Origin of the sequence: Thetidibacter halocola, assembly GCF_018224955.1 — a bacterium.
GTDB lineage: Bacteria > Pseudomonadota > Alphaproteobacteria > Rhodobacterales > Rhodobacteraceae > Thetidibacter > Thetidibacter halocola.
In genome coordinates this window covers 1-21,768 of sequence record NZ_JAGTUU010000011.1, presented here as the reverse complement: position 1 = coordinate 21,768, position 21,768 = coordinate 1, and the positions used below count along the sequence as shown (strand labels likewise).

Annotated in this window: 22 protein-coding genes; 5 read left to right on the top strand and 17 right to left on the bottom strand. The window is 66.7% G+C overall.

What is annotated here, in order from left to right; genetic code table 11:
- Positions 1-176 precede the first annotated feature (176 nt).
- The 6 genes from KB874_RS21565 to KB874_RS21540 form a co-directional block, all read right to left on the bottom strand.
- Positions 177-896: an OmpA family protein gene (locus KB874_RS21565; protein ID WP_249200727.1), complete on the bottom strand. Its 720-nt coding sequence runs from the start codon at positions 894-896 to the stop codon at positions 177-179.
- 20 nt (positions 897-916) lie between these two features.
- The gene (locus KB874_RS21560; RefSeq protein ID WP_212538638.1) at positions 917-2,356 is read right to left on the bottom strand and encodes a type II and III secretion system protein family protein; all 1,440 of its coding nucleotides are present in this window, start codon (positions 2,354-2,356) and stop codon (positions 917-919) included.
- Positions 2,357-2,570: 214 nt separating this feature from the next.
- Complete coding sequence (gene cpaB, locus KB874_RS21555; RefSeq protein ID WP_212538637.1) at positions 2,571-3,425, bottom strand: Flp pilus assembly protein CpaB; 855 nt, start codon at positions 3,423-3,425, stop codon at positions 2,571-2,573.
- Between the two features lie 180 nt (positions 3,426-3,605).
- Positions 3,606-3,785, bottom strand: coding sequence for a hypothetical protein (locus KB874_RS21550; RefSeq protein WP_212538636.1), 180 nt, complete (start codon positions 3,783-3,785; stop codon positions 3,606-3,608).
- An 82-nt stretch (positions 3,786-3,867) separates the two neighbouring features.
- The gene (locus KB874_RS21545) at positions 3,868-4,047 is read right to left on the bottom strand and encodes a Flp family type IVb pilin (protein ID WP_212538635.1); all 180 of its coding nucleotides are present in this window, start codon (positions 4,045-4,047) and stop codon (positions 3,868-3,870) included.
- An 88-nt stretch (positions 4,048-4,135) separates the two neighbouring features.
- Entirely contained in the window at positions 4,136-4,315 is a 180-nt protein-coding gene (locus tag KB874_RS21540) for a Flp family type IVb pilin (RefSeq protein WP_212538634.1), read from the bottom strand.
- 356 nt (positions 4,316-4,671) lie between these two features.
- Here KB874_RS21540 and KB874_RS21535 point away from each other — a divergent pair, with 356 nt between their 5' ends.
- The gene (locus KB874_RS21535; protein ID WP_212538633.1) at positions 4,672-5,514 is read left to right on the top strand and encodes a lytic transglycosylase domain-containing protein; all 843 of its coding nucleotides are present in this window, start codon (positions 4,672-4,674) and stop codon (positions 5,512-5,514) included.
- A 113-nt stretch (positions 5,515-5,627) separates the two neighbouring features.
- Here KB874_RS21535 and KB874_RS21530 read toward each other — a convergent pair whose 3' ends face one another.
- The 11 genes from KB874_RS21530 to coxB form a co-directional block, all read right to left on the bottom strand.
- Positions 5,628-7,046 (bottom strand): FAD-binding oxidoreductase, encoded by a 1,419-nt coding sequence (locus KB874_RS21530; RefSeq protein WP_212538632.1) that lies wholly within the window; start codon positions 7,044-7,046, stop codon positions 5,628-5,630.
- 153 nt (positions 7,047-7,199) lie between these two features.
- Positions 7,200-8,027 (bottom strand): MBL fold metallo-hydrolase, encoded by an 828-nt coding sequence (locus KB874_RS21525; RefSeq protein WP_212538631.1) that lies wholly within the window; start codon positions 8,025-8,027, stop codon positions 7,200-7,202.
- Between the two features lie 134 nt (positions 8,028-8,161).
- Positions 8,162-8,746, bottom strand: coding sequence for a GNAT family N-acetyltransferase (locus tag KB874_RS21520; protein WP_212538630.1), 585 nt, complete (start codon positions 8,744-8,746; stop codon positions 8,162-8,164).
- Positions 8,746-10,008 carry a M16 family metallopeptidase gene (locus KB874_RS21515; RefSeq protein ID WP_212538629.1) on the bottom strand — a complete coding sequence of 421 codons (1,263 nt, stop codon included), beginning with the start codon at positions 10,006-10,008 and terminating at the stop codon, positions 8,746-8,748. The genes KB874_RS21520 and KB874_RS21515 overlap by 1 nt, the downstream gene beginning before the upstream one ends.
- The gene (gene thrC / locus KB874_RS21510; protein WP_212538628.1) at positions 10,005-11,393 is read right to left on the bottom strand and encodes a threonine synthase; all 1,389 of its coding nucleotides are present in this window, start codon (positions 11,391-11,393) and stop codon (positions 10,005-10,007) included. Before thrC ends, KB874_RS21515 begins: the two co-directional genes overlap by 4 nt.
- A gap of 1 nt (position 11,394) precedes the next feature.
- On the bottom strand, positions 11,395-12,069 hold the full coding sequence (locus KB874_RS21505) for an SURF1 family protein (protein ID WP_212538627.1): 675 nt from the start codon (positions 12,067-12,069) through the stop codon (positions 11,395-11,397).
- 198 nt (positions 12,070-12,267) lie between these two features.
- Complete coding sequence (locus tag KB874_RS21500; protein ID WP_212538626.1) at positions 12,268-13,074, bottom strand: cytochrome c oxidase subunit 3; 807 nt, start codon at positions 13,072-13,074, stop codon at positions 12,268-12,270.
- 18 nt (positions 13,075-13,092) lie between these two features.
- Complete coding sequence (locus KB874_RS21495; protein WP_212538625.1) at positions 13,093-13,677, bottom strand: cytochrome c oxidase assembly protein; 585 nt, start codon at positions 13,675-13,677, stop codon at positions 13,093-13,095.
- On the bottom strand, positions 13,667-13,840 hold the full coding sequence (locus tag KB874_RS21490) for a hypothetical protein (RefSeq protein WP_212538624.1): 174 nt from the start codon (positions 13,838-13,840) through the stop codon (positions 13,667-13,669). The genes KB874_RS21495 and KB874_RS21490 overlap by 11 nt, the downstream gene beginning before the upstream one ends.
- Positions 13,837-14,772, bottom strand: coding sequence for a heme o synthase (gene cyoE, locus KB874_RS21485; RefSeq protein WP_212538623.1), 936 nt, complete (start codon positions 14,770-14,772; stop codon positions 13,837-13,839). Before cyoE ends, KB874_RS21490 begins: the two co-directional genes overlap by 4 nt.
- Positions 14,773-14,862: 90 nt before the next feature.
- Entirely contained in the window at positions 14,863-15,738 is an 876-nt protein-coding gene (coxB, locus tag KB874_RS21480) for a cytochrome c oxidase subunit II (protein WP_212538622.1), read from the bottom strand.
- Positions 15,739-15,937: 199 nt separating this feature from the next.
- Between coxB and tldD the strand changes: the two genes are divergently transcribed.
- The 4 genes from tldD to KB874_RS21460 all read left to right on the top strand — a co-directional run.
- On the top strand, positions 15,938-17,359 hold the full coding sequence (tldD, locus tag KB874_RS21475) for a metalloprotease TldD (RefSeq protein WP_212538621.1): 1,422 nt from the start codon (positions 15,938-15,940) through the stop codon (positions 17,357-17,359).
- 223 nt (positions 17,360-17,582) lie between these two features.
- Positions 17,583-18,743 carry a DNA-processing protein DprA gene (gene dprA / locus KB874_RS21470; RefSeq protein ID WP_212538703.1) on the top strand — a complete coding sequence of 387 codons (1,161 nt, stop codon included), beginning with the start codon at positions 17,583-17,585 and terminating at the stop codon, positions 18,741-18,743.
- Between the two features lie 136 nt (positions 18,744-18,879).
- Positions 18,880-21,543, top strand: a complete 2,664-nt coding sequence (topA, locus tag KB874_RS21465; RefSeq protein WP_212538620.1) for a type I DNA topoisomerase — start codon at positions 18,880-18,882, stop codon at positions 21,541-21,543.
- Positions 21,544-21,621: 78 nt separating this feature from the next.
- Positions 21,622-21,768: CoA-transferase (locus KB874_RS21460; RefSeq protein WP_283053733.1), on the top strand; the 147-nt coding region annotated here is incomplete at its 3' end.

Here is a 21,768-nt window from a genome sequence, read left to right as displayed (position 1 = left end):
CCAAAGGCGGCAACATTTGGGCCAAAAGATCGTAATTGTTGGATAAGCGCAGATGATCGGCGGACGGTCCCGGCCGGAGTCGCGGCGCCGGGGCAGGGCAGGCGCAGATTGGCAAGCGGTCATGAAAAAAGGCGCCCGAAGGCGCCTTCCTGCCGGTCTTTTCCGGGCTGGCCGGGTCAGAGACCCGCCTGCGCCGCCCCCGCGCCACCGCCACCGCCGCCGCCGGTCAGGCCGCTTTCGAGGCTGAGGTTGTTGCCGCTGATGCCGCTGAGGCCGGTCGCGGGCTGCGCACTGTTGACGTATTCGCGATAGACCACGTCGGCATAGCGCCCGTCCAGAACGGTCGGATGCCGTCCGACCCAGCCCGACACCTCGGTCACGGTGCGGCGGTTGCGCCGCTCGCGTCCCTCGGTCACGATCAGAGGCTGCGTCTCGCCGTAGGAGACGACCGCCTCGAGGCGCTCGCGCGAGACGCCCTGGCTGACGATGAAGTTGACCACCGCATGTGCCCGACGCAGGCCGAGAGAGCGGTTGTAGGCGTCCGAGCCGACCTTGTCGGTATGGCCATAGACGCGGAAGCGCAACTCGGGGAATTGCCGGATCCAGTTGGCCTGTTCGCGCAGCGTGTCCTGCGCGCCGGCGTCCAGCGCGTCGCTGTTGAAGGCGAAGTTGACCGTGGTCAGCACCTCGGATGCGAACCGCTGCGCCAGGTCGTAGGCGAATTTCTTTTCGCCGGTCTGGTACTGGTGGTTGTTCATCGTCGCGTTGCCGAAGTCGCCGGTATCGACCAGAGATCCCGCCTCACGCCAGAACTGGCCCTGGATCGGATCGTTGCTGACGACGCCACAGGCGCCCAAGAGGGCGAGTCCGGCGGTTGCGATAGTGATCCTGATCATGGTGCGCCCCCGCATGTCCGTTAGTCCATCACGTAGCCATAAGACCCGCTGAAGTCCTGCCGCGCAACCTCGCCCGCGGCGCCCGATGTCGGGCGGCGCGTCTTGGTGTCGTCGGCGACGCGGCCGAAGAGGAACAGGTCCTTTTCGGTCGGCGGCCGGACGCGGTCGGTCGGCAGGGCCAATGCCTCGCCCCGGGTGGGTTCCACCAGGTGCGGGGTCACGATGATGACCAGTTCCGACTGTTCGCGCCGATACTCCGCGCTGCGGAACAGCGCGCCCAGCACGGGAATGTCGCCCAGCCAAGGCACCTGACCGCTGAGGTCGCGGAAATCGTCCTGCAGCAGGCCGGCGATGGCAAAGCTTTCGCCGTCGCGCATCTCGACCGTCGTCTGAGTCTCGCGGCGCCGGAAGGCGTCGACGCGGATCGTCTCGAGTTCGAACCCGTTGTCGGGGTCGATGGCCGACACGGCGGCCTCGAGCTCGATGTTGATGAGGTCGCCGTCGACAACCCGCGGGATGAAGTTCAGCTCGACACCGAAGGGCTTGTATTCGATGGAAATCGTGCCGCCCTGCTGGCTGACCGGGATGGGATATTCCCCGCCCGCCAGGAACTTGGCCTCCTGGCCCGACAGGGCGACGAGGTTGGGTTCGGCCAGTGTGCGGACGACGCCCTTCTGTTCCAGCGCTTCCAGCAGGATGCCGATTTCAAGGCCGCCGGCGTTGAAGCCCAGCAGCATGCCGCCATTGGCGGCGTTCGAGCCCGATTGCGGGTTAAGCTTGCCTACGATGGTGTCGACATCGGTCAGCGGCGCTGCGTTGCCGGTGCCGATCTCAAGTCCCAGGTCGCCGTTCAGCACCGATCCGCCGGTGGCCAGCGAAGCGCGCAGGGTCTTGGCGACCGAGCGCTGCATCTCGGCAAAGCGGACCTTCAGCATGACCTGCTGGATTCCGCCCACCACCATCAGGTTCGAGACCCGGTTGGGCGCATAGCGTTCAGCCAGTTGCAGTGCGTTCTCCAGCTTCTGGATGGAGGTCACGGTGCCTGACAGAACGATGCCGTCATTGGCGGTGCGCACGTCGATCTTCTCGTCGGGGAGGATCTGGCGCAGCCGTTCCTTGAACTCGGTGACATCCGCGGCGACGCGGACATCGACATTGGTGATCAGCTGTCCCTCGGCGTCCAGAATGGTCAATGTCGTGGTGCCCGGCGCCTTGCCCAGGACGTATATCGTCCGATCAGACAATGACGAGATATCCGCGATCGCGGGGTTTGCGATGGACAACTCGGCAAAGGGGATGTCGCTTTCGACCACGACGGCCCGATTCATCGGGACGCTCAGGACCGATTCCGTTCCTGTCCGCACGACGCGGATGCTTTCCGCCTCTGCCTGCTGCGCCACCGGCGCATATGCCAAAGTCAACCCCAAGAGGGCTGCCTGCATGAACCTGTCGATTTTCATGTGACCTGCCTTTCGATCACGCCTCGGAACGCGGGTCTGGTTGCCCGCTTTGACTGCAACTTGGGACAGTTTGCCATTTTTTGCAAGAATCAATGGCTTCCCATGCCGGTTTTATGTGGATAACCCGCAACAGAGGCGAAAATGCAACGCTAACGGGAAATGCCTGCGGGCCACCCCGAAGGATGGCCCGCATGGTGCGCCGGGGGCGAACCGTTCAATCCGAGCAGGGGATCGGCAGTTCGACGACGTCGGCGCCGCGGCGGGTGCGGATGGTGCAGACCTTCAGCGCCTCTGTCTCTTTCTGCTCCTGCTTGGTCAGGCCCAGGAGCGAGCGCTGGTCGACCTCGATGGCCTCTGCGACGGTGTCGTCATTGTGCGACATCAGCGACAGCGACAACTGTCCGGTCTGCTGCGCCTGCGCCAGGTTGGCGATTTCCTGCGGTGACGCCGCGACGGTCACGGTGCGGGCGATCATCGCGTCGGTGCTGTCCGCAACCGAGTTCTGGTCGATGGCGATCAGGCGGATGCCGGTCTGGATCAGCTTGGTGACGTCACCCGTCGGCAGGTTCGGGTCGTTGCCAGGGATCCGGCCGGTCCAGTAGATGTCGACGCGGTCGCCCGGGCGCAGGAAGCCCGACACCCCCGAGGACACGTCGACCTCGATGGCAAAGGCGCGCTCTCCCCGGTTCAGCCGAGAGGTCAGGCCGGCGTCACCACCGGGTTCGGACACCTTGACCGTGGTCAGCGCCTCGTTCTTCTCGATGACGCGCACGGCGACGCGGGGTTTGTCGCCGGTTTTGACGAAAGGGTTTTCCTCGTCGAAGAAGCCCTCGGGCAGGACTTCCTTGGCCCAGGGGGCCAGGCGATAGTCCTCGGGCTGGATCTGCTCGCCATAGGCGATGGCGCGCGTGGTCACATAGATCTGCTGGGTGGGAACTGCCTTGGTGGCCTTCTCGCGCTCCTGCTTGAGCGCGTTCTCGTAGGCACCGATATAGTTCTGCGCCATGTAGACCGCGAAACCGGCCAGGCCGAGTCCCGCAATCAGGACGAGTCCAAATACGAGCCGCATGTCTTACCTCATTTTTCCTGGGACTCGGACGAGTCGTGAACTGCTTGTGGGGATTTGATACCGGGGGAATATGGCCAAAACGCGCCGTGCCTTGGGGAATTGTTGGGCAAGGCCCCGACATGAAAAAAGGCCGGACCCGTTCTGGGTTCAGCCTTTACGTCGCTTGCGATTTCGGAACGATCAGAAGTCGTTTTCCGCGGCGATTGCGCCGCCTGCCGCCGCCATGAGGTCGTTGGAATTGTCCTCGATCACGAAAAAGGAGATCGCGGACATGCCGACAACCGCGGCGGTGAGCACGACCCAGTCGACAGTGACTGCGCCGTTGTCGTCATCGGTAAAGGCCTTCAGGCGCTCAAGCATCTTTGCTCCCCGTTTTGCGCGTTGTCTGTTGGACAGCGCGGGCCGGGATGCCGGCCCGCGCTAGACGGGTAGAGCCTTAGGCTCAGAAGTCGTTTTCGGCCGCGACAGCGCCACCGGCAGCGGTGATCAGCGTGGTCGCGTTGGTCTCGATGGTCGAGTAGGCGGCGATGGCCAGGCCCACGACAGCGGCGGTCAGAACGACCCAGTCCACCGTGACAGCGCCGTCTTCGTCCTTGCGGAAGGTGTTGATGAATTTCAGCATTGGTCTCTCCTGAGTTCCCGGTCCGGGGAAGGGGCCGGCACCACCGCGGTGCCGGTCGATTGAATGCGGCGGTCAGGCCGCGGGGTGATTAGAAGTCGTTCTCTGCCGCGACGGCGCCACCGGCAGCGGTGATCAGCGTGTTGGCGTTGGTCTCGATGGTCGAGTAGGCGGCGATGGCCAGGCCCACGACAGCGGCGGTCAGCACGACCCAGTCCACCGTGACAGCGCCGTCTTCGTCCTTGCGGAAGGTGTTGATGAATTTCAGCATTGGTCTCTCTCCGTAGATGTGGTGTCCTTCGAACCGCTTGGACCGTTCCGGGCCTCTCTCACTTGCCCTGTTCCGTCGCGGTATGGGCATATATGGCCCCCGCATTGGGGCAAGAGTGTGACAGGATTGGATTGATTTTGCAGTATCTGCGGGGCGCATGCAGGGCAAAGGAGCGGGAATTAGTAGTATTGAAATCAATGGCTTGGGATGATTTTTCGGGCGCAGAACGGCGACATGACCTTGAAGATTGCTGGCTTTCGTTCCGCTTTTGTTAACAATTCTGGTCTAGACGGGTGGATTGTGCGAAACTCTGCCAAAAGAGCAGACAAAAAAAAACTAGGCAGGCCCAGGCAATCATGCGAGTCACCCCGCTTCTCGCGGCGCTTTGCGCGCTGCATCTGGCGTCTCCGCCCGTGCTGGCGGAAGCCCCCAGCCCCTTTCCGCAATTCTCGGCCAAGCGGGTCAAACCGCCCGCGCCCGGTGCGAAACGGATCACGGTGCAGATCGCCCCGCGCGACAATCCTGCCGTGCCGCCGCCGCCGGCGACGCCCGCCGCGGTCGCCACGGTCGCGCCGCGCGACCCGGGAGGCCCTGTCGCCCCTGCCGGCGGATACGACTGGTTCTGGCAGGCGGTCTCGCCGAAACTGACCGACAGCGGGCCAGGGCGCCTCGGCGCCGCGCTGGATGCCCTGGCCGCGCGCCAGCCCGGCGACGGCGTGGCAAGCCCGCGGCTGCAATCGCTCCAGAACATCGCCGCCCGATATGGCAGCCACATCCTGCGCGAGACGGTGGGCACGCGCGTTTCCCCGGCGCTGGCGCTGGCGGTGATCGCGGTCGAATCCTCGGGGCGGGCCGATGCGGTCAGCCATGCCGGGGCCAGCGGCCTGATGCAGCTCATGCCCGCCACGGCGGAACGCTTCGGTGTGATCGACCGCGACGACCCGGTGCAGAACATCCGCGGCGGCGTGGCGTTCCTGGACTTCCTGATGAAGCAATTCGACGGCGACCCGATCCTGGTCCTGGCGGGCTACAATGCGGGCGAGAACTCGATCCCGAAACATGGCGGCGTCCCACCTTATGCCGAGACGCGCGACTACGTGCCAAAGGTGCTGGCCGCCTTCCAGACCGCCAAGGGCCTGTGCCTGACGCCGCCGGAGCTGATCTCGGACGGCTGCGTCTTTGCCGTCTCGGCCAATTGAAGGCGGGCTGATCCTGCGGGCGGCAGCGTTTCTTCTGGCCGGAAACATCCCGGGGTGCATTGGCCGCAGGCCAAGAGCGGCAGAGCCCCTGATGCCCCTCGCAACAAGGGGCCTCAGCCCACGCGCAGCACCGCGCCCGGATTCATGATCCCCTGCGGGTCCAGCGCGTGCTTGATCGCGCGCATCGCCGCCAGCTTGGCCGGATCGCCGTAGCGTTCCAGGTCGCCGACCTTCAGGCGGCCGATCCCGTGTTCGGCACTGACCGATCCGCCCAGTCGATCCGCCAGGTCGTGCAGGCAGGTCATGACCTCTTCGCGCTGGTTGCGATGATCCGCCGGGCTGCGGCCGGGCAGGGGAAAGACGTTGTAATGCAGGTTGCCGTCGCCCAGGTGGCCGAAACAGTTGACACGGAAGGCACCGATCCGCTCCAGCGCCGGGCCGGCCTCGGCGACGAAATGCGCGACCTCGCCCAGCGGCAGCGAGATGTCGTGGCTCGACACGGCGCCGATGCGGCGGTTGGCCTCGGGGATATGTTCGCGCACGGCCCAGAACTCCTGCGCCTGGCCTGCATTCTGCGCGATCAGGCCGTCGTTGCAGAGGCCACGCTCGTGCGCGGCGGCAAAGAGGTCTTCCAGTGCCTCCTGCGGGTCCAGTCCGCGCGGCAGGCCGATCTCCACCAGCACTGTCCAGTCCGGCGCCGCGTCCCAGGGCTGGCGCAGGTCGGGCAGGGTCTGCCGCAGGAAGTCGAAGCCGGTCCGGGCCATGAGCTCGAAGGCGCTCACTGCCTCGCCCAGCCGGTCGCGCGCCAGCGCCAGCAGGTCGAGCGCGGCTTCGGGTGAGGCCACCGCCAGCAGCGCGGTGCCGGTCGCGGCTGGGCGGGGCGACAGTTTCAGCGCGGCCGCCGTGATGATCCCCAGCGTGCCTTCGGCGCCCATCAGCAGGTGGCGCAGGTCATAGCCGGTGTTGTCCTTGCGCAGCCGTTTCAGCCCGTGCCAGATCGTGCCGTCGGGCAACACCGCCTCGAGCCCCAGCACCTGGTCGCGCGCATTGCCGTAGCGCAGCACGTTGACGCCGCCCGCGTTCGTCGCCAGCAACCCGCCGACCCGCGCCGAGCCTTCGGAGGCGAGGGATAGCGGAAACAGCCGGTTCTCGGCCTCTGCCGCCGCCTGCACGTCGGCGAGGATCGCGCCCGCCTCGGCGATCAGCACGTTCTCGCGCGGGTAGACGGCGCGGATCGCCGCCATGCGTTCGGTCGAGACCAGCAGCGGTGGCGGGCCGTCGGGTGCGATCTGTCCGCCGACAAGCCCGGTGCCGCCGCCCAGCGGGATCAGCCCGACGCGCGCCTCGGCGCAGGCGCGGACGACCAGGGCCGTCTCCTCGGCATTGCGGGGCAGGGCGATCCAGCCCGAGATTCCGTGCCAGCGGCCGCGCGGCTCCTCGAGGTGACGCGGCTCGGCCCGACGCAGCGTGTCGGGCGGCAGGCGCGCAGCGAGGGTCTCGGCAAAAGCGTCGTCGGCGGGGCAAAGCGGCATGGGCATTCTCCTGTCGGCGACAGGTCTAGAACGCGGCGCGGGAATGATCCAGCGGTGCGGCTGCGCCGCTCAGTATGATTTGCGCTCGAGCCGCGCAGGCCCCGGGGGCTGCGCCCCCGGACCCCTCCTGCGGTATTTGGGAGCCGAAGAAGATCAGGACGGGTCGCGCAGCCATTCCGGGCGCAGCACGATCACCGTGGGCCGCGAGGGCAGGTCGCGCAGCGAGACCTCGAGCGTCGGGGTGTCGCGGATATCGATGGGAAAAGTGTCGGAGATATCCTCGAGGAAGCGGTTCAGGGCGAAGCCTGAGAACCAGTGCATCGGCAGGATGATCGAGGATTTCAGCCGCTCGACGATCCGCACCGTGGTGGCGAGTGGCATCGTGTAGCCGCCATCGACCGGCACCATCAGCACGTCAAGCCGGCCCAGGGCGGCGTATTGGTCGTCCGTGGGTTCGTGGTGCAGGTGGCCAAGATGCCCGATGCAGAGGCCCTCGACCTCGAAGACGAAGATCGAGTTGCCCTTTTCCTCGGTCCCGCCGAAGGACGATCGGATGTCGGTCGAGACGTTGCGCACCAGCATCTCGCCCAGGTCGAGATGGTGATCGATGCCGGCGCCAAATGTCTCTCCCCAGCCTTGCAGGACGTGGGGAATGGCCGGATCGGGATTGGCCGTCCAGTGCGTGTCATGGGCGTGGTTCATCGTCACGATGTCGGGGATCAGGTCGACATTGCCGATGTAGCCGGTGAAGTCGGTGACCGCCTCGAGCCCGCCTCGGGTCTGGATCAGGAAGGAGGCATGGGCGAGATACTGGATGCGGACGCTGTATTCCGGCACCGGTTCGGTCCAACTGGCCTTTTGCAGGTATTGCAGCCCCGGCGCGGCATCGGCGATGGCGATGCAATGGGACGGGCGGCGCTGGTCCTGCGCGGTGGCGGCGCTGGCGGTCAGCAGAAGGGCGAGGGCGAGGCGGAGGATCATCGGCGGCTCCCTGTGCGATCTGCATGAAGGTAGGCCAGCCGTGGCATTTGCCAAAGTCACATCCGCGCGGGGTGGGTCCCTGGCGACAAGACGACGGGCGCGCTGCCTGTCCGGCGGGCATCCGCCGCGTGGACCTAGCCCGTGTCGGTGCGGCCGCGCCGGTCGCTGCGCAGCGCGGCGTAGAGCACATGGGTGCGCCAGCGCCCGTTGATCTGGAGATAGCTTTGCGCGACGCCCTCGTACTTGAAGCCCGAACGTTCCAGCAACCCGCGTGAGGCGACGTTCTCAGGCAGGCAGGCGGCCTCGAGCCGGCTCAGGTCCATCCGGTTGAAGGCGTGATGCACCACCGCCGCCAGCGCCTCTGCCATGAAGCCCTGGCGGGCGTGGCGCTCGCCGATCCAGTAGCCGAGGGTTCCGGCCTGGGCCGGGCCACGGCGGATGTTGTCCAGCGTGATCGCGCCCAGCAGCGCCTCGTCGCTGCGGCGGAAGAGGAACAGGGGCAGGGCGCTGCCGCTGGAGACCGATCGCGCGGCCCAGTAGACGCGGTTTGTAAAGGCGCGGCGCGACAGGTGATCCTCGGCCCAGCTGGGCTCCCACTGGGTCAGGAAGGGCTCGCTCTCGCGCCGGAGCGAGGTCCAGGGCGTGTAATCCGCATGGATCGGCGGGCGCAGGAACAGCCGGTCGGTGTCCAGCCGGATCTTGCGCCTGCGTCCCAGCATCAGGCCGCCCGGCGGGCCGCCAGTGCGGCGAGGTCGGGCGCCCGTTTCACCGGGCCGTAAAGCGCCAGCGCCGCGGGGCTGGTCACTGCCTGCGCCTCGGCAAAGCGGCGCACGTCCTCGGGTGTGACGGCGTCGATCTTGGCGACGGTCGATTCGATCGGCGGCACCTCTCCCCAGATCTGGAGCATCCGCGCCATGCGCTCGGCCCGGCTCGAGGGGCTTTCGAGCCCCATCAGCAGCCCGGCCTTCATCTGGGCGCGGGCGCGGTCGATCTCGGCCACGCTCATGTCCTCGACGGCGCGCTTCATCTCGTCGATGGTGAGGGTCATCAGGTCGCCGATCTCATCGGCCGAGGTGCCGGCATAGATCGTCGTCATGCCGGTGTCGGCATAGGCGCCGGACTGCGCGAAGATCGTGTAGCACAGGCCGCGCTTTTCACGGATCTCCTGGAACAGCCGCGAGGACATGCCGCCGCCCAGCGCGATGCTGTAGATCTGCCCGGTGTAGTAATCCGCGTGCCGATAGCCCGGACCGTCGAAGGCCAGCGCCACATGCGCCTGTTCCAGCCGCTTTTCATGCCGCGCCTCGCCGCCGGCAAAGCGGGCAGGGTCGGCGCTGCGGCCGGGGCGGCGGATGAGGCCGCCGAAGATCTCCCGCGCCTGGGTCACGATCCGGTCGTGATCCACGTCGCCCGCCGCCGACAGGATCAGCTGGTCGGGTCCGTAATGCTCGGTCACGAAGGTCGCCAGGTCTTCGCGGTCGAATGCGCGGATGCGCGCGGTCTCGCCCAGGATGGTGCGGCCCAGTGCCTGGCCGGGATAGGCCTTTTCCTGCAACCAGTCGAAGATCACGTCGTCGGGTGTGTCCAGCGCCTGGCCGATCTCCTGGAGGATGACATGGCGCTCTGTCTCGATCTCTTTCGGGTCGAAGACCGGGTTCATCAGGATGTCGCCGATCACGTCCAGCGCCAGTTCGGTATCGGCGCCCAGAACCCGGGCGTAATAGGCTGTCACCTCGCGCGAGGTGTAGGCGTTGATATAGCCACCAACGTCCTCGATCGCCTCGGCGATCTGAAGTGCGCTGCGCCGTGCGGTGCCCTTGAACGCCATGTGTTCGAGGAAATGCGCCACGCCGTTCTGTTCGGGGCGCTCGTGGCGACCGCCCGCGCAGACCCAGATGCCGATGGCGGCGGATTGCAGGCCCGGCATGCGTTCGGTCACGATCCGCAGGCCGTTCTCCAGTGTGGCGATCTGCACGGTCACTTTGTGCGACGCTCCTCGATCAGGGTTTCCAGCGCGGAGAGGTCATTGGCGACCCGCGTCACGCGCTCTGGCCGCTCATACAGGTCCGCCATGCGGTTTGGAAGGGGGGGACGGATGCCGCTGGCCTTCTCGACCGCGTCGGGGAACTTGGCCGGGTGGGCGGTGGCCAGCGTCACCATCGGCACGGCCGGGTTGCGCAGGTCCTCGGCCACCTTCACGCCGATGGCGGAATGCGGGCAGAGCAGCTCTCCCATGGTCTTCTGTGCCACGGTGATCGTGGCCAGCGTTTCCTCCTCCGACACGCGGCCCGAGTCGAAATGCTCGCGCAGCGCCTGCAACGCGCCCTGGCTGACGGCAAAGCCGCCCGCCTTGAGTTCTGCCATCAGTTGCGCCACCGCGCCACCGTCGCGGCCATAGGCGTCGAACAGCGCACGCTCGAAGTTGCTGCTGACCTCGATGTCCATCGACGGGCTGATCGAGGGATGCACCTCGGATGTCCGATACTCGCCGCCCGACAGGCAGCGGTGCAGGATGTCGTTCTGGTTCGTCGCCACAACCAACCGGTCGATGGGCAGGCCCATGCGCTTGGCGATGTAGCCGGCGAAGATATCGCCGAAATTGCCGGTGGGCACGGTAAAGCTGACCCTGCGGTCCGGCGCGCCCAGGCTGACGGCGGACGAGAAGTAGTAGACCACCTGCGCCAGAACCCGCGCCCAGTTGATGCTGTTGACGCCCGCCAGCCGCACCCGGTCGCGGAACTCGAAATGGTTGAACATGTCCTTCAGCCGCGCCTGGCAGTCGTCAAAGGTGCCGTCCACCGCCAGCGCGTGCACGTTGGATTCGGTGGGCGTGGTCATCTGGCGGCGCTGCACCTCGGACACCCGGCCATGCGGATACAGGATGAAGACATCGACATTGTCGAGGCCGCGGAACGCCTCGATCGCCGCGCTGCCGGTGTCGCCGCTGGTCGCGCCGACGATGGTAACCCGCTCGCCCCGCCGTCCCAGCGCCTCCTGGAAAAGCTGGCCGATCAGCTGCATGGCGAAGTCCTTGAACGCCAGGGTCGGCCCGTGGAACAGCTCCAGCAGGAAGTGGTTCGGCGCCAGCTGCACCAGCGGCGCCCGGGCGTTGTGGCCAAAGCCGGCATAGGCGCGCGCGATCAGGTCGGCAAACGTCTCGTCGGTAAAGCTGTCGCCCACGAAGGGCCGCATCACGCGGAAGGCGACCTCCTCGTAACTCAGCCCGTTCAGCGCGCGGATGTCGGCGGCGCTCATCTGCGGCACGCTTTCGGGCACATAGAGCCCGCCGTCGCGCGCCAGGCCCGACAGCATCGCGTCTTCGAAGCTCAGGATGGGCGCCTGCCCGCGGGTGGAGATATAGCGCATGTCAGGGGCCTTCCTTCAGGCGCCGCCAGGTCCAGAGCGCGGTCATGAGGAACCAGACCGCGGCCAGCGAGAACCATGTGACGGCGTATTGCAGGTGATCGTTGGGAATGCCCGACGTGTCGACGGGCAGGGGGGTCAGGCCGGGGTCCGGCGGCGTGATGCGTCGCGCGACGACCAGCAGCGGCTCGGTCCCCAATACTTCGGCCATTGCGGCGATGTCGCGGGCATACCAGATGTTCCCATCTTGGTCGTTTTCCGGCGTCGAAGAGTTGCGGTCGTCGGGCCAGTGCAGGTTGCCCTCGACCTCCAGCAGGTCGTCGCGCAGCGGCGCGGTCTTGTCCACAACCGGCACATAGCCGCGGTCCAGCAGCACGCGCCGCCCGTCTTCGGTCTCGAAACCCGAGATCACCCGCCAGCCGGCGCCGCGCTGCTTGACGGAAACCAGCACGAACAGCGCCTCGGCCCCGATACGCCCGCTCAGATCGACCGGCGCATAGCGCTGCTCGTCCGGTGCGACAAGGCTGGGCAGGGGCTGCGGCGCGCCCGCGATGGTGGTCTCGATCTCGGTCAGGATGCCGCGCTTCCACTCCAGCCGCTGCATCTGCCACAGGCCCAGCCAGAGCAGGATCGCGATGCCGGCGAGACCAAGCAAAATGGGGGCGATGGCGCGTGTCACTTCCGTCTCCTGTCCTGCCCCCCGGGTTTAGCCTCTCGGACGGCGGGTGCAATCCCCGGATGGCGCCCGGAACGCGTCGCGGGCTTCTTTGGGCTTCAAATACCTCGGGGGAGCGGGCCGTGGGCCCGCCGGGCAGAGCCCCCAAAGGGAAACGCCCGCCGAAAGGGCGGGCGCTCTGTCCTTGGGCCTGGGGGCTGGTCAGCCGCCCCAGATGTAAACGGCGGCAAACAGGAACAGCCACACCACGTCGACGAAGTGCCAGTACCAGGCAGCCGCCTCGAAGCCGATATGCTTGTCCTGGGTGAAATGGCCTTTCATCAGGCGCAGCAGGCAGACGAACAGGAAGATCGTCCCGATCACCACGTGGGCGCCGTGAAAGCCCGTCGCCATGAAGAAGTTCGCACCATAGATGTTGCCGGCAAAGCCGAAGGCCGCGTGACCGTATTCGTAGACCTGGAACACGGTGAACAGCGCGCCGAGTGCGATGGCCAGGATCAGGCCGCGCTTCATGTCCTCGCGGTTGTTCTCGTGCACCAGCGCATGGTGCGCCCAGGTCGCCGCCGCGCCCGAGCACAGCAGGATCAGCGTGTTGATCAGCGGCAGGTGCCAGGGGTCGAAGGTCTCGATTCCCGCGGGCGGCCAGACGCCATCCACCGCTGGGCTCATACCACCCGGATCCATCGGGTAGAGCGCGTGCTTGAAGAACGACCAGAACCAGGCGAAGAAGAACATCACCTCGGACATGATGAACAGGATGAAGCCGTATTTCAGGCCGATGCTCACCACCGGGGTGTGGTCGCCCACTTGGCTTTCCGCGACAACGTCCGCCCACCAGCCGAACATGACGTAAAGCACACCGACCAGGCCGATGAGAAGCATCCACGGACCGCGGTCGTGGAAGAACAGGACCGCTCCGAAAAGCATGACGAAGCCCGCCACCGCGCCGGCGAAGGGCCAGATGGAGGGGTTCAGGATGTGGTAATCGTGGTTCTTAGCGTGTGCCATCGGTTCCCTCGTTAGGCGTCAGTTCAGGGACGCGCCGGGCGCGTCCTGTTCGGTTGCGAGCGCGGCCTGCGCCTCTTCGGGCAGGTCGATCTCGTGGAAAGTGTAGGAAAGCGTGATGTGCTTTGTGTATTTCGCGTCGCGGTCCGTCACGATGCCCGGATCGACGAAGAAGCTGACCGGCATCAGCACCCGTTCACCCGGCTGCAGCACCTGCTCCTCGAAACAGAAGCACTGGATCTTGGAAAAGAAGGCGCCGGCCTCGTAGGGCGTGACGTTGTAACTGGCCGATCCAGCCACGACGCGGTCGGTCGGGTTGTAGGCCTCGTAGAAGGCCAGGCCCTCTTCGCCGATGCGGATCGTCATTTCGTGCTCGACGGGGCGGAAGTCCCACGGCATGCCGCGTTCCTTCGAGGCGTCGAACTTGATCTTGATCGTCTGGTCCAGCACGTCGCCTGCGGCAGTCGCCACGTTGGGCGTGCCGCCAAAGCCGGTGACGCGGCAGAACCAGTCGTAGAACGGTACCGAGGCCCAGGCCAGGCTGCCCATCAGGACGACTGTGCCGGCCGTCTGGAGAACGGTCCTGGTCTTTGCGTCAATTGCCATTGGACACCCCCTGCGTCTGCGGTTGCACCTGGAAGTCGCCACGCTCGATCTTGACGACGGTCAGGCCGAAGATGATCGCGATCAGCGCCCCCAGCACAAGGCCGACGCCCAGATTGCGGCCAAAGCGGCGGCCATGAATCTCATGCTGCCGGTTCAGGCTCATGCGAAGACCCCCAGCCGGTCGATCCCGGCCTCGAGCAGGATCGCGCCGAAATGCGCGAAGAGATAAAGCAGCGACAGCTTGAAGAACTTCTTCTCGACGCGAAAGTTGTCGGCCTCGGACGCGGCCTCGTCACGGCGCCAGATCGCCCAGGCGCCTTTCAGGAACAGCGCGTTCAGCACCACGGCCACGGCCAGGTAGACCGGCCCGCCCACCTGCGTCAGGCCCAGGCCCAGCGCAAAGACCGCCAGCAGCACGGTGTAGACAAGGATATGGGTGCGGGTCGCCCGGCGTCCGTGGGTCACGGTCAGCATCGGGACGGTGGCGTTGTCGTAGTCCATCCGCACGAACAGGGCGAGCGCCCAGAAATGTGGCGGGGTCCACAGGAATGTCAGGCAGAACATCAGCACCGACGCGGTCGAGATGTCGCCGGTCGCGGCAGCCCAGCCGATCATCGGGGGAAAGGCCCCGGCGGCGCCGCCGATCACGATGTTCTGCGGCGTCAGCCGCTTGAGCCACATCGTATAGATCACGACGTAGAAGAAGATGGTGAAGGCCAGCAGCCCGGCGGCGAGCCAGTTGGTCGCCAGCCCCAGGAACACGACCGAAAAGACGGACAGCGTCAGCCCGATGGCCAGCGCCTCGTCCCGCGTCACCTTGCCGGCGGGGATCGGACGTTTCGCCGTGCGGCGCATGACGGCGTCGATGTCGCTGTCATACCACATGTTCAGCGCGCCCGAGGCGCCGCCGCCCACGGCGATGAAGAGGATCGCGCAGAAGCCGACGAAGGGATGCACCGTTTCCGGCGCGGCCAGCAGGCCGACGAAGGCGGTGAAGACGACCAGCGTCATGACACGCGGCTTGAGCAGGGCGAAATAGTCGCCGAATTGCGCTTCCTGCGTCAGTGTCCTGCTGTCGAAGCTGGCGTCGGTCATGGGTCCGTCCGTCGGTCTTTTCTGCAAGGCGGGCGGGGGAACCCCCGCCCTGCCGGTTGGCGCGCCCGGTCATGCCGGGCCGTGCCGGGATCAGTTCGTCAGCACCTCGCGGACGTCGACATAGCCGCCGTCCTCGATCGAGCGCTGGAGCCAGGCCTCATAGGCCGCTTCCGAGACGACCTTGACCGTGATCGGCATGTAGGCATGCGCGATGCCGCAGAGTTCCGAGCACTGGCCGAAATAGACGCCCTCGCGCTCGGCGTTGAACCACAGTTCCGCCAGGCGACCGGGGACTGCATCCTGCTTCACGCCGAAGGCCGGGATGGTCCAGCTGTGGATCACGTCCGCGCCGGTCACCTGCATCACCACGGTCTTGCCCACGGGCACGACCACGGCGGTGTCGGTCGCCAGCAGGAAGTCTTCCTTGGTGTAGCCTGCCTCGACCAGCTGGGCCTCGACCTCGGGGGTCATGCGGTTTTCGCCGCCGGTGGCGGGCGCGCCGATCATGTAGCTGTCATAGGCCAGGTCGGTGCCCACATACTCGTAGCCCCAATACCACTGGTAGCCGGTCACCTTGATGGTGATGTCGCCCTCGGGGATCTCCTGCTGCTTGAACAGCACGGGCAGCGAGAAGGCGCCGATGAACACCAGGATCAGGATCGGTCCGACCGTCCAGGCGATTTCCAGCGGGGTGTTGTGGGTGAAGGATTTCGGCGTCGGGTTGGTGCGCTGGTTGTAACGCACGATCACGAAAGCCAGCAGCGCCGTCACGAACAGCGTGATCGCCGTGATGATGACGAGGATCATGCCATCCAGCCACTGCAGGTCCCGTGCCAGTTCGGTTGCGGCGGGCTGGAACCCGGTCATGCCGTCATGGGGCCGGCCCACGACGTCGAGGCCCTGCGCCATCGCCGGCGCGGCGATCATGGCGGCGCCCAGGCTTGAAAGGATCGTCTTGATGCTCATGTCACTTCCTGATCGTTTTCGTCTTGTGTCGTGCCGCGCCGCGGGGCGGGCCTGCGGTCTAGGGACATGCTTGCGCCGACTGCGCAACCCCTCCCATTGCGTATCGTCTGCTAGAAATCATATTCTGCTCCGACGATAAAGAACTCGCCTTGCGGCAAACCGCCGCTTTTCTTGATCTGGATCAACCCCGAGGACACGCATGGCCGACGCCCCCTTCGCCCCGTTCGACACGCATCTGGACCGTGATCGCGCCGCTCAGCTGCTGAAACAGGCGCTTTCCGGCGCCGAGGACGGCGAGTTGTTTCTCGAACGCCGCCGGTCCGAGGTGCTGGTCTTCGACGACGGGCGCATCAAGACCGCGAGCTACGACGCCGCCGAGGGATTCGGCCTGCGCGCCGTCAAGGGAGAGGTGGCCGGCTATGCGCATTCCACCGAGATCAGCGAATCCGCGCTGAAGCGCGCCTCGGACACGGCGCGGCTGGCGGTGGGCGACGGCGGCGGGGTGATGGCGCCGCCACCGGCGGGCACCAACACGCGGCTCTACACCGATGCCGACCCGATCGCCGGGGCGAGCTTTCCGGTCAAGGTTGAGACGCTGCGCGAGATCGACGCCTTTGCCCGCGACCTCGACCCGCGTGTGGTGCAGGTGACGGCGACCATCGCCGCCTCGCTGCAGGAGGTCGCGATCCTGCGGCCCGAGGGCGGGCTGGTGACGGATGTGCGCCCGATGACGCGGGTCAACGTCTCGGTCATCGTCGAACAGGACGGCCGGCGCGAGACCGGCACGGCGGGCGGCGGTGGGCGTGTCGGCCTCGACGGGCTGCTGGACCCCGCCGACTGGCAGGCCAAGGCGCGCGAGGCGCTGCGCATCGCCCTGGTCAACCTGCGCGCCGAACCGGCGCCGGCGGGCGTGATGGACATCGTGCTGGGGCCGGGCTGGCCCGGCATCCTGCTGCACGAGGCGATCGGCCACGGGCTCGAGGGCGATTTCAATCGCAAGGGCAGTTCCGCCTTTGCCGGGCTGATGGGCCAGCGCGTGGCGGCACCCGGCGTGACGGTGCTGGACGACGGCACCATCCTGGACCGTCGCGGCAGCATCACCGTGGATGACGAAGGCACGCCCAGCGGCAAGAACGTTCTGATCGAGGATGGCGTGCTGGTGGGCTACATGCAGGACCGGCAGAATGCCCGGCTGATGGGCGTCGCGCCCACCGGCAACGGACGGCGCGAATCCTACGCGCACATCCCGATGCCGCGCATGACCAACACCTACATGCTGGGCGGAGAGGCCGATCCCCAGGACATCGTCGGCGACCTCAAGGACGGCATCTGGGCGGTGGGGTTCGGCGGTGGGCAGGTGGATATCACCAACGGCAAGTTCGTGTTCAGCTGCACCGAGGCCTACCGCGTGAAGGACGGCAAGGTGGGCGCGCCGGTCAAGGGCGCGACCCTGATCGGCGACGGGGCGACGGCGCTGCTCAATATCCGGGCGCTGGGCAACGACATGGCGCTGGACCCCGGCATGGGCAATTGCGGCAAGGCCGGGCAATGGGTGCCGGTGGGTGTCGGCCAGCCGACGGTGATGATCGGCGGACTGACGGTCGGCGGCGCGGTGACCTGAGCCGCCCACTGCCTCTCGCGCCGATCCTGCGCTGGCCACGCTGCGCAGGATTCGGGCAGTTGAGCGATATCTGGGCATTTCGCGTCTTGCGAGAGCCGGGCGCCGCGGCGCCAAGCCAAGTTTTTCGCGGACCAGGCGTTTTTCGTCGAATTGGAGCGTCGCGGTTTACCGCTGGTTAACCACTGTCGCGCTACCCATGATCCTGCAAGACGACGGGGCCAGGATGACGGAACACAGCTACTCTTCCACTCACCCCCCACTCCCACCCACCACGGAAGATGACCGTGTGTCCTGGCTTCGTCTCTTGCGCTCGCGCCGCGTGGGGCCCACCACCTTCTGGCGCCTGATTTCCGAACATGGTTCCGCCGGGGCCGCGCTGGACGCGCTGCCCGAGGTCGCCCGCGCCGCCGGGGTCGACCGCTACGAGGCCTGTCCCATTGGCGTCGTCCTGGCCGAGATGAAGGCCGCGCGCGCCTGCGGTGCCCGCCTGGTCTGCGCGGGCGAGGCCGATTACCCCGCATTGCTTCTGGACCTGCCCGACGCGCCTCCGGCGCTTTGGGTGACGGGCGATCACGCCATCCTGCGCCGGCCCATGGTCGCGCTGGTCGGTGCGCGCAACGCCTCGTCGCTGGGCCTGCGCATGGCGCGGTCTCTGGCGGTCGGGCTGGGGCAGGCGGGAATCGTCGTCGTCTCGGGGCTGGCGCGCGGGATCGACGCTGCGGCCCATCACGCCGCGCTGGAAACCGGCACCGTCGCCGTCATGGCAGGCGGGGTCGACGTGCTCTATCCGTCGGAAAACACCCAACTCGGCGAGGATATCGCCAGTTCAGGCGGCGCGCGGATCAGCGAGCAGCCCGTTGGCATGCAACCGGTCGCGCGGCATTTCCCGACCCGCAATCGCATCGTCTCGGGCCTCGCACGCGCTGTCGTGGTGGTCGAGGCGGCGGGAAAATCGGGCTCTCTCATCACCGCGCGCGGCGCGCTCGACCAGGGGCGCGAGGTGCTGGCGGTGCCCGGCCACCCGTTCGACGCGCGCGCCGCAGGCTGCAACATGCTGATCCGCGACGGCGCGCGCCTGGTGCGTGACGCGGCTGACGTACTCGAGGCGCTGGGCCCGCTGGCGGAGCCCGTGCAGCCAGACCTGCCTTTCGCCGCGCCCGTCATCGCAGATCCGCCGCCCGAACGCCGCAGCCTGCGCGAGACCGCCGTCCTGCATGGCGAGATCCTGGCGCGGCTGGGCCCCTCGCCGCTGGCCGAGGATCAGCTGATCCGCGACCTCGGCGGCTTTCCGGCGCAGGTGGCACCGGTGCTGACCGACCTGGAAATGGACGGCCGCATCCGCCGCCAGCCCGGCGGCCTGCTGTCGCTGGTCGACCCGCGCTGAGCGACCGTGTCGCGGGGCCTCGCCGCCACCCGCAATTGACAAATCCCCCTTGCACCCCACATGCCTGAACGCCATACGCGGGCCGGAGCGGTCCGCAAAATCCGTTGACCCGACCATTCAAGAGGTGAAGCGCCCGATGCCCGTCGTCGTCGTCGAATCCCCGGCCAAGGCCAAGACAATCAACAAGTATCTGGGATCCGACTACACGGTTCTGGCGTCTTACGGCCATGTGCGCGACCTGCCGGCCAAGGACGGTTCCGTCGATACCGAGCATGAGTTCGACATGACGTGGGAGGTCTCTCCCGATTCGCGGAAACATGTGGCGGCCATCGCCGAGGCGCTGAAGACGGACAACGCGCTGATCCTCGCGACCGACCCCGACCGCGAGGGCGAGGCGATCAGCTGGCACCTGAAGGAGGCGCTGACCAAGCGGCGCTCGATCAAGGCGACCACCGACGTCAAGCGCGTCACCTTCAACGCCATCACCAAGGCCGCCGTCACCGAGGCGATGAAGAACCCGCGCGAGATCGACGCGCCGCTGGTCGAAGCCTATCTCGCCCGCCGGGCGCTGGACTACCTCGTCGGTTTCAACTTGTCGCCGGTTCTGTGGCGCAAACTACCCGGCGCGCGCAGCGCGGGCCGCGTGCAATCGGTCTGCCTGCGCCTCGTGGTCGAGCGCGAGATGGAGATCGAGGCATTCAGGGCGCGCGAATACTGGCAGGTCAAGGCGGTCTTCCAGACGCCCCGCGGCCAGACCTTTGATGCGCGCCTCGTCACGCTGGCCGGCAAGAAGCTGGACAAGTTCGATCTGGCCAACGCCACGCAGGCCGAGATGGCGGTGCAGGCGGTCGGCTCGCGCGCGATGACCGTCCGCTCGGTCGAGGCCAAGCCAAGCACGCGCAACCCCTCGGCCCCGTTCATGACCTCGACCCTCCAGCAGGAGGCGAGCCGCAAGTTCGGCATGGGCGCGAAACAGTGCATGAACGCCGCGCAGCGCCTGTACGAGGCCGGCCACATCACCTACATGCGGACCGACGGCATCGACATGGCGCCAGAGGCTGTGACCGCCTGCCGCGCCGCGATTAAGGACCGTTACGGCGCGAAATACGTCCCCGACAGCCCGCGCCTCTACAAGAACAAGGCCAAGAACGCGCAGGAAGCCCACGAATGCATCCGCCCGACCGAGATGAAAGCGGATGTCGAAAGCCTGCGCCTGACTGAGGCCGACCAGCGCAAGCTGTATGACCTGATCTGGAAGCGGACGCTGGCCTGCCAGATGGAGGCAGCGCGCCTCGAACGCACCACGGTCGAGATCGGCAGCGACGACGGCCAGGTCGGCCTGCGTGCGACCGGGCAGGTCGTGACCTTCGACGGCTTCCTCAAGGTCTACGAAGAGGGACGCGACGAGCCGCTCGAAGACGACGACAAGCGTCTGCCCCAGATCATGCAGGGCGAAAAGGCCGTCTTTGCGCCCGGTTCTCTGAACGACGCCTTCGACAAGGCCGCCGAAAAGACCGACGACGTGGTCGAGACCGCCGCCAAGGGCATTCGCCGCCACGCGGCGGCGCTGCTGTCGGAAAACGGCGCCGTTCTGGGCACGCAAAGCTTCACCCAGCCGCCTCCGCGCTACACCGAGGCGACGCTTGTCAAGAAGATGGAAGAACTGGGCATCGGGCGCCCGTCGACCTATGCCAGCGTGCTGACCACGATCCAGGACCGCGACTATGTCCGCAAGGAGCAGGGCCGCCTGATCCCCGAGGACAAGGGCCGGATCGTCACCATCTTCCTGCTCAACTTTTTCAAGCGCTATGTCGAATACGACTTCACCGCCGAGCTGGAAAACGAGCTCGACGAGGTCAGCGCCGGCGCGATGGACTACAAGGCGCTGCTGGGCAAGTTCTGGCGCGACTTCTCTGCCGCCATCGCCGAGACGTCGGAATTGCGCATCGCCGAGGTGCTGACCGTTTTGGACGAGGCGCTTGCGCCCCAGCTTTATCCGCCGCGCGAGGACGGCTCCGACCCGCGCATCTGCCCGAAATGCGGGCAGGGGCGGCTGCATCTGAAGACCTCGCGCACCGGCGGCTTCGTGGGTTGCGGCAACTATCCCGAATGCACCTATACCCGCCCCATCGCTGGCGAGGGGGCCGAGGGCGACGAGCGCCTGCTGGGCCATGACAATGGCGACGAGATCTGGCTGAAGGACGGCCGTTTCGGGCCTTATGTCCAGCGTGGTGAGCCCACGCCGGAAAACAAGAAGCCGCCGCGCTCGTCCCTGCCCAAGGGCTGGGATAAGGACGCGATGACGCTGGAAAAGGCGCTGACCCTGCTCAGCCTGCCGCGCGTCGTGGGCATGCACCCCGAGGGCGGTGAGGTCACGTCGAATTTCGGCCGCTTCGGCCCCTACATCGCGCACCAGCTGCCGGACGAGGCCAAGCCCGTCTACGCCAACCTGCGCGACCCGGCCGACGTGTTCGAGATCGGCATGAACCGCGCGGTCGAGATGCTGGCCGAAAAGCGCGCAAATCCCGGTGGGCGCGCCCGTGGTGCGGCGGTGAAACCCCTGCGCGAACTGGGCGAGCATCCCGAGGGCGGCGGCGCCGTAAACGTGATGGAAGGGCGCTATGGCCCATACATCAAGTGGGAAAAGGTCAACGCGACCCTGCCCAAGGACGTCAAGCCCGAGGATGTGACCATGGCCATGGCCGTGGCGCTGATCTCGGAAAAGGCGGGCAAGGGCGGCAAGAAGAAGGCCGCGGCCAAGAGCAGCGCGAAAAAGACCGCCGCCAAGAAGAAGGCCTGATCGCCCGATCGGGCGCCGCGCATTGACTCTACGCTGCGCGGCGGCGAAAACCCCTGTCATCGAAACGGGGAGTTTTCCATGAAAAAGGTCTACGGCAGTGCTGCCGAGGCGCTGGAGGGTGTGCTGCATGACGGCATGCTGATCGCGTCTGGTGGCTTCGGTCTTTGCGGCATTCCGGAACTTCTGATCCAGGCGATCGTCGACAGCGGTGTGAAGAACCTGACG